Here is a 12,803-nt window from a genome sequence, read left to right on the forward strand (position 1 = left end):
CGGGAGGAGGGCATGTGATGCGAGCTGCCGCCGCTGCTGTGATGGTCGTGGCCCTGGCGGCCACGGGCTGCGCCAACGCCGGGTTCGACGAGGCCAACCGGGTCCCGCAGAACGACGGGGCCAACGCCAACGTGGGCGACAGCCTGAGCCTGCGCAACATCTTCCTCCTGGGCGGCACCGACTCGGCGTCGCACCCGCCCCAGCAGGCGCTGTTCGGGGTGATCGTCAACGACGCCCAGCAGCCCGACCAGCTCGAACGCGTCACCATGGAGGGCGGCGGCACCGTGCAGCTCACGGGGCAGCCGCTCACGCTGCCGCCCGACCAGGCGGTGGGCACCGGCAACCAGCCCATCGGCACGGCCAACGGGGTGCGCGGCAACGTGGTGCCGATGACGTTCACCTTCCGCGAGGCGGAGCCGGTGCGTCTGATGGTGCCGGTCAAGACGCGTACCGGGCACTTCGCCGACCTGCCGGCCGCGCCGTCGGGCGCGCCCTCGACGGCGCCGCCCGCCACCGCGCCGCCGAGCCCGTCGGCCTCGCCTACGGGTTGAGGTGCCGCCAGCCCTTGGCGAGTGACCGGCCGACGGCCTCCATCACCTTCCTGTCGGTCCAGTAGAACGGGTGCACCAGCGGCGTGCCGTACACCGGCCGCCAGCCGCGCACCGTCATCGGCCGGTCCATCGTCACCTGCCGCTCGTAGGCGGGGCCGAGCGGCCGCAGCGGGTAGGCGATCACGTCGTCGGGGTCGTAGAAGTTGACCCACTCGCTCTGCAGCCCGGTCACGCGCCCGGCGACGTCCGCGCCGGGGAAGTCGATGGGCCTGTCGAGGCGGGCGTCCGGGTAGCGCAGGCTCCACAGCGCGAGCGGGCTGCCCATCGTGTAGAGCCAGGCCAGCGTCTCTCCCCTGGCCAGCGCCGAGGTGCCCATGGCGGCGCGGACCCGGTCCGGCACCAGTTTGTGTCCGCGCAGCGTCTCCTGCTGGTCGTAGAGGTAGTCGCTGACGAGCACGCCGCCGAACGAGTGCGCCAGCACGCACAGCGGCGCGCCGTCGCCTGCCTTGTCCGCCAGCCGGGCCAGGGCGGCGGCCAGCGCCTCGTGCGCGGCGACGTAGTTGGTCTCGTTCAGCTTCCTGTCGTAGGCGATGATGTCGCCGGTGAAGTGCAGCATCAGCCAGCGGGCGGCCGGGTAGCGCAGGCCGGGCAGCTCGGGCAGGGTGCGCCTGACCAGCGACAGCGCCATCGGGATCAGCGCGGTCGCCCGCCCGGCGTTGAGCCTCCTGACGATGCCCTGCAGCCGCTCGTCGAAGAACGAGCGGGCGCCCGCGGCCGAGTACATCCTGGCGAACAGCTCGCGCTGCCGCTCCTCGATGTGCGGCGCCCACGCGACGGGCTCGACGACCAGCGCGTTGTCGGCGTCGACGCGGCTCATCCCGGCCGCGTCCGCGAACGTGTCGCGCAGCAGCTCGGACGGGCGGGCGGCGAAGTCCGGGTCGTCGATCTCGACGCCGTGGACGAACGCCACGGCGATGCGGTTCACGGCGTGCTCCCTTCCACCGGCGTCAGGCGGGCGGCACTGCGGGTGGCACTGCGGCGGGTGCGGCGCGGGCGCCGCTCCAGCAGGTGCGTGCACATGCGGTCGGCCAGCGCCGCGATGGTCAGCGACGGGTTGGGGCCGACGGGGCCCGGCATGGCGGCGCCGTCGGCGACGTACAGGCCGGGCAGACCGAGCACGGCGTTGTACGGGTCGCAGACGCCTTCCTCGCGGCTGTGCCCGATCGCGGCGCCGCCCAGCGGATGCACCGTGATGATCTTGCGGAAGAACCAGATCGGGTTGTCGACGTAGCCGGCCTCCAGGTGGTCGGCGAGATCGCGCATCGTGCGCCGCATCCGCGCGAAGTACTCCCGGCTCGTCCTGGTCGTCCAGTCGACGTTGAGCCGGTCGCCGCGCAGCCGCATCACCCCGTCGGGCACGTCGCGGCCGATGCCGAGCAGCGGCAGCGAGCCCGACGACAGCGTGCCCTGCCCGATCAGCCGGGACAGCTCGGCGCTCAGGCTGCTGTCGGGCGTGCCGAGCAGCCGCGACACCACCGCCCGCACCGCGAACTCGCCCGCCCTGAACAGCGAGCGCGTCACGTCCGCGCTCTCCGCCAGCCAGTCCACGAACCCCGGGTAGCCGCCGTCCTGCACGTAGAAGCCGCGCCCCTGGACGTCGGGGCGGTCCAGCCGGTCGGGGACGAACATGGAGCTGGTGATGACGGGCCCGCGGCTGGCCTCCATCCGCTCGCCGCCGGCCGGCCTGGGCAGCAGGAACGTCAGCAGGTCGCCGTTGCCGGAGTAGCGCCGGCCGAGCCGCTCCAGGTTGAGCCCCGGCAGCCTGCCCTGGTTGCGCAGCAGCAGGTAGACGGTGCCGTACGTGCCCGCGCCGAGGATCAGTAGGTCGCAGGTGATCCTGCGGAGCGGCAGCTTGCCCGTGCCGAGGCGGCGGCCCTCACTCGCCGGGTCGTGCTCGACGTAGCCGACCTCGTAGCCACCGCCGTCGCGCAGCCGCAGCTCGCGCACCTCGCGGTGGGTGCGCAGGTCCGCTCCTGCGTGCCGCGCGGCCGACAGGTACGTGTGGTCGAGCGTGTTCTTCGCGCCGTCGTTGCAGCCGATGTCGCACTCCCCGCACAACCGGCAGGTACGCCGCGGCCTGCCGTGCAGGTTGCCGTACTCGGGGTCCTTGATCGGCAGCCCGAGCCCCGGCGGCTCCTGCGGCCCCGGCGAGAAGCTGACGGCCAGCGGTGGCAGCTCCCAGGCCAGCCCCAGGTCCTTGGCGGCCACCTGCATGGCCAGCGTCTTACGGGTGCCGGCGTAGGCGGGGGCGTGCAGCGGGTAGCGGGTGGCGCCGAGCATCCGCTCCACGGCGTCGTAGTGCGGGTCCAGCTCGGCCCTGGTGACCGGCCACGTCTCGTACCCGCCGCCGGGCAGCCGCTCCCGCTTGACGAACCACTTCTCCTCCTTCCTCAGCAGCACGTTCGCGTAGATCAGCGAGCCGCCGCCGAGGCCGCTGCTCACCACCGAGTCGAACCCGTTGAACGTCCACACGTCGAACAATCCGTACAGGCCCTCGCTCGGATCCCACAGGGCCCTGCCCATCTCGTGCGGCGTGCGCGCGAAGCTGCCCGGCGGGTACGCGCGCCCGCGCTCCAGGACGACCACCCGCAGCCCGGCCTCGGCCAGCCGGAAGGCGGACACCGCGCCGCCGAACCCCGAGCCGACCACCACGGCGTCCACGTGCTCCGCGGCGGGCGGGGTCATGACCGCTCCCTGCGCCGCAGGTAGGCGCGGGGCCGCAGGAGGTAGCTGTCACGCAGGTTGCGCGCGAACAGCAGGCCGAACGCGCCGAACACGCGGGCCGCCTCCACCGGTGAGGCCACGTTCCTGGCGCGCATCGACAGCAGCAGCGCCGCCAGGTCGCCCGCGCCCAGCCGCAGCACCCCCGCGCCCGTCACCTCGCCCCGGGTGTCGGGGCCGCGGTGCAGCCGCACGTCGAGGGTGGTCGTGTCGGGCCAGAGGTCCAGGCCCAGGTCGTCGCGTACGCTCTTGCGGCCGGCCAGGTAGTGGGCCTGGCCCTGGTGGGAGAAGGAGGCCTCGTAGAGGAGGAGGGTCAGGTCGGGGGTGCCGGACGGGGCGAAGAGGTGGAAGATCCCGTCGTGGAAGGGGATGCGCCGTTCCACGCCCGGCAGCTCGATCTCGCCGCGCAGGGTGCCGGGGTGGGCGGGGTCGGCGGTGAAGGCCTTGAGGTCGGGGATGGTGACGGTGGCGCGCAGGGTGAGGCGCCAGCCGGTGCGGTGGCCGATGCGGGCGCCCTCGCGGGGATCTTTCACACCCATCGCGAAATATCCGGACATCTTCTCGTGGAAGGTCAGCCCCGGGGCGGCCTTCGCCTCCTTGACCGCGCCCGCCCTGATCCCGCCCGCCTTGATCCCGCCCGCCTTGATCTCGCCCGTCGCTGGGGCCGTCGCGCGAGGTTGCCGTGTCTTGGGAGCCATGGTCATCAGACCTTCCCGGTCGTGCCGGTGACACCCTTGCCCCGGGGCTTGCCGGCGTCCTCGGCGTACCTGGCGTTCGGGTCGAGCAGCCGCCGCCGCTCCGGCGAGGCGCTGGTGCGCGTGTGCATGCACCGGAAGCCGCCGTTGTCGATGACGAGGTCGTCCACCCGCTCCACCAGCCGTTCGAGCACCTTCTCCGTGAGCTGCGCCGGGTTGACGCCGAAGTGCAGCATCAGCTCGCAGTGCCGCCTGCCGTCCTCCCCCTGCGACAGGTAGCCCGACCGGATCGCCTTGACGTGCATCGAGACGAACGTGATGCCCCCGCTGTCGCGCCGCTCCTCGACGGCGACGTCGTACAGGCGGCGGAAGAGAATCTCGTAGCGCTCGGCCGGAGCCAGGACGGCGAGCGTGCGGGCCGGCTCACCCGCGGTCGGATCGGTGAGCCGCTCGACGTTCTTGCCGCTGGCGTAGAGCGGGCTGAACATGATCTCGGCCATGCCGAGGTACTTGACCAGCTCGTCCGCCGCCGGCAGCCGCCTCGCCCAGCGGCCGAGCAACTGCTGGGAGCCGTGGGCGGCGCCGTTCAGCAGCGACTTGAGCGGGTTCTGCGGCGTCTGGCGGTAGGAGGAGAACTGGCCGAGCCGCAGCGCGCCGAGCGGCGTCGGGAAGTCGGCCCACACGCCCCGCTCCATCAGCGCGTCGCCGGGGTCGCGGACCAGCTCGGCCGAGCGGCGGAGGTAGTCGTCGAGGTCGTTGGTGAACAGCAGGTGGTTGCGCAGCACCGTGCGGTGCTTGTCGACGCGGACCAGGTCGATCTTCAGCCAGGTGATCACGCCGTGCCTGCCGGTGCCCGCCAGGACGCGGTGGAAGCGGCCGGGGTCGCGGTCCCTGCCGCAGACGTGCACCTCGCCGTCCCAGTCCACGTACTCCAGCTCCTTGACGGTGTCCACGAACAGGCCGTAGCGGTGCGAGGCGGGGCTGATGCCGCCGACCGAGGCGAAGCCGCCGGCCGTGATCCGGTCGTGGTCGCCGATGACCGGCAGCCCCCAGCCGCGTTCTGCTAGGTGCGCGTCCACCTCCGACAGGATCGCGCCGCCCTGCACGGTGACGGTCCGGCCGCGCTCGTCCACGTCCACGATCTGGCTCATCCGGCCGGTGACCAGGACGGTGGCGCCGTCGCCTGTGACGAGGTCGTTGCTGGAGTGGCCGTGGCCGCGCACGATCAGCCGCTCGTCCCGCCCGCGCACCTCCCTGACGGCCCTGACGACGTCGTCGGTGGTGCGCGGCAGGTAGACCTTGAACGGCCAGCGCGGCGGGATCGCGGGATCGGCCGTCCGCTCCCCGTCGTGGGCCAGGCTGAGCAGCGTGTCGCGCGGATGGTCCTCATGGCTCACGGGCTGGTAGGACACGGTCACGCCCCCTGCCGCTTGAGGAAGTCGGTCATCAGCGGGAAGACGTCCTGGTGGCAGTTCCTGCCCATGAAGACGTCCTGGTGGCCGTAGCCGGGGAAGACGACCAGCTCGTGCCGGCCGGGGGCGGCCGCCTTGAGGCGGTCGTAGCAGACCACGTTCGAGTCGGCGAAGACGTGGTTGCGGTCGCCGGTGGTCAGCAGCACGGGCGTGTCGATCTCGGCCGCGTTGGCCAGGTAGTCGTCCGGCAGCGCGGCCAGGCGCGCGTCGGCGGGGTCGTACTTCACGGCGCGGCCCGCCCGCACCATCCTCAGCACGTGCCGGTAGTAGTGGAAGCCGGTGGCGCCGTACAGGTCGCCGCTACGGGCGTGGGTGACGGACTCCAGCTTGTCGTGGCCGTAGAGCGCCGGCCAGCCGGTGCCCCACATGAGGCTGAGCATGTGGCAGGCGGGCTCGTCGCACTCGGGGTGGAACAGGTCCACCGCCTTGGAGAACAGCCAGCCCCTGGTGAAGCGGGGGTTCTCGCTCCACGCGGGGTCGAGGTAGGGGAAGCCGAGCACGTACTCCATGACGGCGGGCGCGACGGTCAGCTTGAGCTGCGACCAGGCGGGCACCCTCGGCGTCAGCGCGGCGCTGTTGGCGATGACGCTCGCGATGCCGTCCACGGCCCCGCCGAACAGGCTCATCAGGAACGACACCGAGCCCAGGCAGTGGGCGATGACGTGCACGCGCCGCTCCCCCACCTGCGCGCGCAGCGTGCGCAGCGCGGCCGGGTGGTCGAACAGGGCGACGTCGTCCATGGTCCAGCGGTGCATCGACCGGTTGTAGGGGTGCCGGTTGCTCATCCGGCAGTCCAGCGTCCATACGTCCGAGAAGCCGTTGTCCAGCAGGTAGCGGACCAGGTTCTGGTGCTCGGGCATGATGAACATGTCGCTGGACGTGGTGAGCCCGTGGATCACCAACACCACGTCTCCGGCGGGCTCCCTGACGAACCTCAGCAGGCTCAGCCCGAGGCCGTCCTGGGTGGTGAACGGGTGCGTCGTGATCGTGGCGTCCGGGACGCCTTCGAGCGTGAACAGCGGGATGGTGCGCGTCATGGCGACTCTCCGCGCGGTTTGGACACCCTCGGCAGGGCGAAGCGGTGGCGAACGTACATCCGCCCCCGAACCCCGTCAAGAACGGACATTTATAACGCCCGAGCCGAAATCCCTCAGTGCAGGATGCCCGCCAGCGTCCTGGCCGCCTGGGTGACGAGCTTGCCGTACTCCGCGCGCAGCTCCTCCGTCATGCGGCTGGCCGGGGTGGAGACGCTGAGGCTGGCGACCGGGCCTGCCGGGCCGAGGACGGCGGCGGCCACGGCGGCGATGTCGGAGCGCCATTCGCCCCGGTTGTCGGCGTAGCCGCGGGCGAGCACGGCGTCCAGCTCGGCCCGCAGCACGTGCGGGTCGGTGATCGTGGTGTCGGTGTAGCCCGGCAGCTCGCCGGGCGAACGGGCCAGGTGCGCCAGCACGGCCTTGCCGTTGGCGGAGGCGTGCAGCGGCAGCCGGATGCCCAGCGGCAGCACGATGCGCAGCGGCTTGTCGGTCTCCAGCCGCTCGATCAGCACGACCGCGTCCCCCTCGGGCACCATCAGGTGGATGGTCTCGCCGGTGCGCTGGCGCAGCTCCTCCATCACCGGCACGGCCGCGTCACGCAGCCCCAGCTCGGTGCGGCGGGCGACCTGTAAGGCCTTGCTGGTCACCTGCCAGCGCGTGACCTCGCCCCCGGCCGGCCTGATCCACCCCGCCTCGTGCAGCGTCTTCAGCGAGCGCTGCACGGTGCTCTTGGGCAGGCCGAGCCCGCGCGCCAGCTCGCCGACGCCGATCGGCTGGCGGTCGGCGACCTCTTCCAGCACACGGAGAGCGTTGATCACGTTCTGCATGCATTGACTCCTCTGCGGACCGATTTTAATGTTAATGAACCGCGCAGCGGCACGCCGTGCCGTGTGATGGCACGGAGGTGGTCAGACAGTGGGCCGGCACTTCTTGCAGATTCCCGGGCCGACCAACGTTCCCGATCGGGTGCTGCGAGCCATCGCCCAGCCCACGATCGACCACCGGGGGCCCGCGTTCGCCCGGCTCGTGGGCGAGCTGCTCGAACGGCTGAAGACCGTCTTCAAGACCGCGGGGCCCGTCGTCGTCTACCCGTCGTCGGGCACCGGCGCGTGGGAGGCGGCGCTGGTCAACACGCTGTCGCCGGGCGACAAGGTGGTGGCCTTCGAGACCGGGCACTTCTCCTCGCTGTGGTGCGAGATGGCCGCCAGGCTGGGGCTCGTCGTGGACGTGGTGCCGGGCGACTGGCGGCACGGCGCCGACCCCGGCGCGCTGGCCGACCGGCTCACCCCGGACGTCGCCGCCGTCATGGTGGTGCACAACGAGACCTCGACCGGCGTGCGCAGCCGCGTCCCCGAGATCCGCGCGGCACTCGACCGCGCCGGGCACTCCGCGCTGCTGCTGGTGGACACGATCTCGTCGCTGGGCTCGATGGACTTCCGCCACGACGAGTGGGGCGTGGACGTGACCGTCGGCTGCTCCCAGAAGGGGCTGATGCTGCCGCCCGGCATGGGGTTCAACGCGGTCAGCGGCAAGGCCCTGGCGCACCGGGGGCGGCTGCCCCGGTCGTACTGGGACTGGGAGCCCATCATCGCGGCCAACCGGCAGGGCTTCTTCCCCTACACGCCGCCCACCAACCTCATGTACGGGCTGCGCGAGGCGCTCCTCATGCTGGAGGAGGAGGGCCTGGACGCGGTCTTCGCCCGGCACGACCGGCACGCCGAGGCGACCAGGCGGGCCGTGCGCGGCTGGGGGCTGGAGGTGCTCTGCGCCGACGAGCGCGAGCACTCCAGCTCGCTGACCGCCGTGCTGATGCCCGACGGCCACGACGCCGACGCCGTCAGGCGGCTCATCCTGGAGCGGTACGACATGTCGCTCGGCACCGGCCTCGGGCGGCTGGCGGGCAAGGTGTTCCGCATCGGCCATCTCGGCCACTTGAGCGACCTCACGCTCGCGGGCACGCTGAGCGGGGTCGAGATGGGGCTGTCGGCGGCCGGGGTGCCGATCAAGGAGGGTGGGGCGCGGGCGGCGCTGGCGTACCTGGAGGTCGCCCAGGAGTGGGCACAGTGAGCTTGGCCCGCACGCTGGCCCCGCTGATCGCCGGTGACGTCCGGGACGACCCGTACACCAGGCACCTGTACTCCACCGACGCCAGCATGTACGCCATCGAGCCACTCGCCGTCGCCTTCCCCCGGCACGCCGAGGACGTCCGGGCTCTCGTGGTGGCGTGCGGCGAGCTGGGCGTGCCGCTGCTGCCGCGCGGCGCGGGCACCAGCCTGGCGGGCCAGACGGTGGGCGCCGCCGTGATCGTGGACTTCTCCCGGCACATGAACCGCATCCTGGAGATCGACGGCAGGACCGCCCGCGTGCAGCCCGGCGTCGTGCAGGACCAGCTCAACCGGGCGGCCCGCAAGCACGGGCTGATGTTCGGGCCCGACACCTCCACCAGCAACCGGGCCACCATCGGCGGCATGATCGGCAACAACTCGGCCGGCAGCCACTCCGTCCTGTACGGCTCCACCATCGACCACGTCCAGGCGCTGCGCGTGGTGCTCGCCGACGCCACCACCCCCGACCTCGCCACCGATACCCGGCTGCGGACGGCGGTCGCCGACATCCTCGACGGCCTCGACCTGTCCGGCTTCCCGCGCTTCTGGCGCCACTCCGGCGGCTACCGCCTCGACCAGGCCGCGCACGGCGACCTCACGAAGCTCATCGTCGGGTCGGAGGGCACGCTGGCCGTGGTGACCGAGGCCACGGTCGGGCTGGTGGACCTGCCGAAGGCCAAGGCCATCGCCGTCGGCCACTTCACCTCCACGGCGGCCGCCATCGCCGCCACCGCCGACGCCCTCGCCTTCGACGCCGCCTCCGTCGAGCTGCTCGACAAGGCCATCCTCGAGTTGTCCAAGCAGCGCGTGGACTACGCCGGGCTGGGCGACATCCTGGAGGGCGACCCGGAGGCGCTGCTGTTCGTGGAGTTCTTCGGCGACACCCCGGAAGAGGTGGCCGACCGGGTCGACAAGCTGGCCGCCATCTGGAAGTCCAACGGCCACGGCTACCACACGCTGCGCGCCGTCACCGCGCGGCAGCAGACGGCCGTGCTGAAGGTGCGCAAGGCCGGGCTCGGCCTGCTGATGGCCTCCAGCGTGGGCAGCCGCAGGCCGCTCGCGTTCGTCGAGGACACCGCCGTGCCGCCCGACCGGCTGCTGCCGTACGTCGAGGAGTTCGCCCGCATCCTCGACCGGCACGGGCTGCGGGCCGGCTTCTACGGCCACTGCTCGGTCGGCTGCCTGCACGTACGCCCGTTCGTCGACCTGCGCTCCCCCGGCGAGATCGGCACGATGCGGGCTGTCGCCGAGGAGATCGCCGACCTCGCCGCCCGGCACGGCGGCGTGAACTCCAGCGAGCACGGCGACGGCCTGGCCCGCTCCGAGTTCAACCGGCGCCTGTTCGGCGAGGCGGTCTACGAAGCGATGCGGCAGGTCAAGCAGGTCTTCGACCCGCACAACCGGCTGAACCCCGGCAAGATCGTGGACGCGCCGCCGATGACCGACCACCTGCGCGACCCCGCCATGCCCGCGCCGCGGCCGCTCCCGACGACCTTGAGCTTCGCCGACGGCATGCACGCCGCCGCGGACCGGTGCATGAACGTCGGCGTGTGCCGCAAGGACGACACCGGCGTCATGTGCCCGTCGTACATGGCCACCCGCGAGGAGGAACACTCCACCCGCGGCCGGGCCAACGCCCTGGTCAAGGCGCTGTCGTCGCCCGACCCCCGGCAGGCGCTCGGCGACGAGCGGCTGCACGGCATCCTCGACCTCTGCCTGGAGTGCAAGGCCTGCCAGTCGGAGTGCCCGCTCGGGGTCGACATGGCCGCCATGAAGAGCGAGTTCCTCCACCAGTACCAGCAGCTCAACGGCGTGCCGCTGCGGGCGCGGGCGTTCGGCGCGATCAGGACGCTCAACCGGCTCGGCTCCGCCACCGCGCCCCTGTCGAACTGGCTGGCCGGCGTCGCCCGCGGCCCGCTCGGCCTGAGCAGGCAACGCCCGCTGCCCCGCTTCCGCCGCGACAACCTGGTCCGCTGGTTCGCCCGCAGGCCCGTCAGGCAGGGCCGCCGGGACGTCATCCTGCTCGCCGACTCGTTCACCACCTACAGCGAACCCGCGATCGGGCGCGCCGCCGTCGAGCTGCTGGAGCGCGCCGGCTACCGCGTCCACCTCGCCGCCGACGGCTGCTGCGGCCGCTCCAGCATCTCCAAGGGCCTGCTCGACCGGGCGCGCGCGATGGCCGGCGACCTGGTCACCCGCCTGTCCGCCTCCGACGCGCCCATCGTCGGGCTGGAACCGTCCTGCCTGCTGACGCTCAAGGACGAGTACGCCGCGCTGCTGCCCGGCGACCCGCGCGTGGCGGCCGTGGCGGCGCGCGCCCGGCTCGTCCCCGAACTGCTCGCCGAAGCCATCGACGAGGGGTCGCTCGCACTCGGCGACGCGCTGCGCGGACGCCGGATCCTGCTGCACGGCCACTGCCACGAGAAGGCCGTCACCGGCACCGCCGCCACACTCTCGCTGCTGACCAGGATCCCCGGAGCGGAGGTGACGGAGCTCGACGCCGGCTGCTGCGGCATGGCCGGATCGTTCGGCTTCGAGGCCGAACACTACGACCTGTCCATGAAGATCGGCGCGCTCCGGCTCTTCCCGGCGATCGCCGCATCCTCGCCCGACACCCTGCTCGCGGCCACGGGGGTCTCCTGCCGCCAGCAGATCGCACACGGCGCCGGACGCGCCGCCCGCCATCCGGTCGAACTCGTCGCCTGGGCGGCCGGCCTGCCATAAACGCATCGGGGGAGATCGGAGAACGCAGTGTCCGCAGAGCTCCTGTCCATTCTCGCCCTCGTCGCCATGTTCGTCGTGGCCACGATCTTCCCCATCAACCTCGGCGCGCTGGCCCTGGTCGGCGCCTTCCTCGTCGGCACGCTCGCCGCCGGCATGGAGACCGACACCATCCTGGACGCCTTCCCCGGCAGCCTGTTCGTGATCCTCGTCGGGGTGACGCTGCTGTTCGCCATCGCCACCAACAACGGGACCGTGGACTGGCTCGTCCGGGCCGCCGTGCATCTCGTGCGGGGGCGGCTGGCCGCCATCCCGGTGGTCGTGTTCGTCATCTCGGCGCTGCTCACGGCGGTGGGCGCGCCCGCGCCCGCGGTGGCGGCGATTCTGGCGCCGATCGCGTTCGGGTTCGCGGCCGATTATCGGATCCATCCGATGTTGATCGGGCTGATGGTGGCGCACGGGACTCAGGCGGGGGCGTTCTCGCCGATCAGCGTGCTGGGGGGCATCGTCAACGGGGTCACCGCCGAGGCCGGGCTGCCCAGCAGCAGTCTGGTGTTGTTCCTGTCCAGTTTCGCGTTCAACGCCGCTGCGGCGTTGATCGTGTTCTTCGTGTTCGGCGGGCGGCGGCTCATGGGGCGCGACGCGCACACGGCGTCCGGGGACACCGCGCCCGGCACAGCGCCCGCCACCGCGCCCGGCACAGCGCCCGGCACCGTGCCCGCCGCGTCCGGCACCTCCAGCACGCCCGCCGCGTCCGGCACCTCCGGTTCTGGGAGCGGTGGCGTGGTCACCACGGAGAGCGCCCCGGCCACCGCGACCGGTCTCCGGCTCACCCCGCACCAGGCCCTGACCCTGGCCGGCATCCTCGGCCTCTGCCTGGCCGTCCTGGTGTTCAAGCTGGACGTCGGCCTGACCGCCGTCACCGTCGCCGTCATCCTCATGCTCACCTCCCCCAAGTCCAACAAGGGCGCCGTGGAGAAGGTGGCCTGGCCGACCGTGCTGCTGATCTGCGGCGTCGTCACGTACGTGGGCGTCCTGCAGGAGATCGGCACCGTCGACTACGTCGGCTCAGCCGTGGCCGCGATCGGCATCCCGCTGCTGGTGGCGCTGCTCATCTGCTACGTCGGCGGCGTCGTGTCGGCGTTCGCCTCGACCGTCGGCATCCTGGGCGCGCTGGTGCCGCTGGCCGTGCCGCTGCTGGCGCAGGGCAGCCTGGGGCCGATCGCGATGATCGCGGCGCTGTCGGTGTCGTCGGCGATCGTGGACGTCAGCCCGTTCTCGACGACGGGGGCGCTGCTGGTGGCCAACGTGCGGGGGATGGAGCGGGACGTCTTCTACCGCAAGCTGCTGACCTACGGCGGCGTGATCGTCCTGGTGGGGCCGCTGGCGGCGTGGGCCATCCTGGTCGTTCCCGGCTGGCTCGGCTGAGAGCACGGCCCACCGC

10 protein-coding genes are annotated in these 12,803 nt (G+C 72.4%); 4 read left to right on the plus strand and 6 right to left on the minus strand.

What is annotated here, in order from left to right; all coding sequences use genetic code 11:
- Window positions 1–17: 17 nt before the first annotated feature.
- Window positions 18–551, plus strand: a complete 534-nt coding sequence (locus FXF51_RS27805; protein ID WP_148437613.1) for a hypothetical protein — start codon at window positions 18–20, stop codon at window positions 549–551.
- Here FXF51_RS27805 and FXF51_RS27810 read toward each other — a convergent pair.
- From FXF51_RS27810 to FXF51_RS27835, 6 genes are all read right to left on the minus strand, one after another.
- Window positions 541–1,536 carry a hypothetical protein gene (locus tag FXF51_RS27810; protein WP_148437614.1) on the minus strand — a complete coding sequence of 332 codons (996 nt, stop codon included), beginning with the start codon at window positions 1,534–1,536 and terminating at the stop codon, window positions 541–543. The genes FXF51_RS27805 and FXF51_RS27810 overlap by 11 nt on opposite strands.
- The gene (locus FXF51_RS27815) at window positions 1,533–3,296 is read right to left on the minus strand and encodes a GMC oxidoreductase (protein ID WP_148437615.1); all 1,764 of its coding nucleotides are present in this window, start codon (window positions 3,294–3,296) and stop codon (window positions 1,533–1,535) included. The genes FXF51_RS27810 and FXF51_RS27815 overlap by 4 nt, the downstream gene beginning before the upstream one ends.
- Window positions 3,293–4,030 (minus strand): hypothetical protein, encoded by a 738-nt coding sequence (locus FXF51_RS27820; protein WP_148437616.1) that lies wholly within the window; start codon window positions 4,028–4,030, stop codon window positions 3,293–3,295. Before FXF51_RS27820 ends, FXF51_RS27815 begins: the two co-directional genes overlap by 4 nt.
- A 5-nt stretch (window positions 4,031–4,035) precedes the next feature.
- On the minus strand, window positions 4,036–5,424 hold the full coding sequence (locus FXF51_RS27825; RefSeq protein WP_187414602.1) for an FAD-binding protein: 1,389 nt from the start codon (window positions 5,422–5,424) through the stop codon (window positions 4,036–4,038).
- Between the two features lie 17 nt (window positions 5,425–5,441).
- On the minus strand, window positions 5,442–6,536 hold the full coding sequence (locus FXF51_RS27830; protein ID WP_148437618.1) for an alpha/beta fold hydrolase: 1,095 nt from the start codon (window positions 6,534–6,536) through the stop codon (window positions 5,442–5,444).
- A 113-nt stretch (window positions 6,537–6,649) separates the two neighbouring features.
- Complete coding sequence (locus FXF51_RS27835; RefSeq protein ID WP_148437619.1) at window positions 6,650–7,360, minus strand: IclR family transcriptional regulator; 711 nt, start codon at window positions 7,358–7,360, stop codon at window positions 6,650–6,652.
- Window positions 7,361–7,448: 88 nt separating this feature from the next.
- Here FXF51_RS27835 and FXF51_RS27840 point away from each other — a divergent pair, with 88 nt between their 5' ends.
- From FXF51_RS27840 to FXF51_RS27850, 3 genes are read left to right on the plus strand one after another with little or no spacing between them, the layout of a single operon-like run.
- The gene (locus FXF51_RS27840) at window positions 7,449–8,600 is read left to right on the plus strand and encodes a pyridoxal-phosphate-dependent aminotransferase family protein (protein WP_148437620.1); all 1,152 of its coding nucleotides are present in this window, start codon (window positions 7,449–7,451) and stop codon (window positions 8,598–8,600) included.
- A complete protein-coding gene (locus FXF51_RS27845) occupies window positions 8,597–11,362 on the plus strand; it encodes an FAD-binding and (Fe-S)-binding domain-containing protein (protein ID WP_262379884.1) in 2,766 nt (921 codons plus the stop codon). The genes FXF51_RS27840 and FXF51_RS27845 overlap by 4 nt, the downstream gene beginning before the upstream one ends.
- Window positions 11,363–11,389: 27 nt before the next feature.
- A complete protein-coding gene (locus FXF51_RS27850) occupies window positions 11,390–12,787 on the plus strand; it encodes an SLC13 family permease (RefSeq protein ID WP_148437621.1) in 1,398 nt (465 codons plus the stop codon).
- Window positions 12,788–12,803: the final 16 nt, after the last annotated feature.

This window comes from Nonomuraea sp. PA05, assembly GCF_008086045.1.
Taxonomy (GTDB): Bacteria; Actinomycetota; Actinomycetes; order Streptosporangiales; family Streptosporangiaceae; genus Nonomuraea; species Nonomuraea monospora.

Bases quoted from the DNA above. Each gene is read 5' to 3' on its own strand.
- FXF51_RS27805 (WP_148437613.1), top strand. From the start codon at position 18: ATGCGAGCTGCCGCCGCTGCTGTGATGGTCGTGGCCCTGGCGGCCACG.
- FXF51_RS27815 (WP_148437615.1), bottom strand. From the start codon at position 3,296: ATGACCCCGCCCGCCGCGGAGCACGTGGACGCCGTGGTGGTCGGCTCG.
- FXF51_RS27820 (WP_148437616.1), bottom strand. From the start codon at position 4,030: ATGGCTCCCAAGACACGGCAACCTCGCGCGACGGCCCCAGCGACGGGC.
- FXF51_RS27830 (WP_148437618.1), bottom strand. From the start codon at position 6,536: ATGACGCGCACCATCCCGCTGTTCACGCTCGAAGGCGTCCCGGACGCC.
- FXF51_RS27835 (WP_148437619.1), bottom strand. From the start codon at position 7,360: ATGCAGAACGTGATCAACGCTCTCCGTGTGCTGGAAGAGGTCGCCGAC.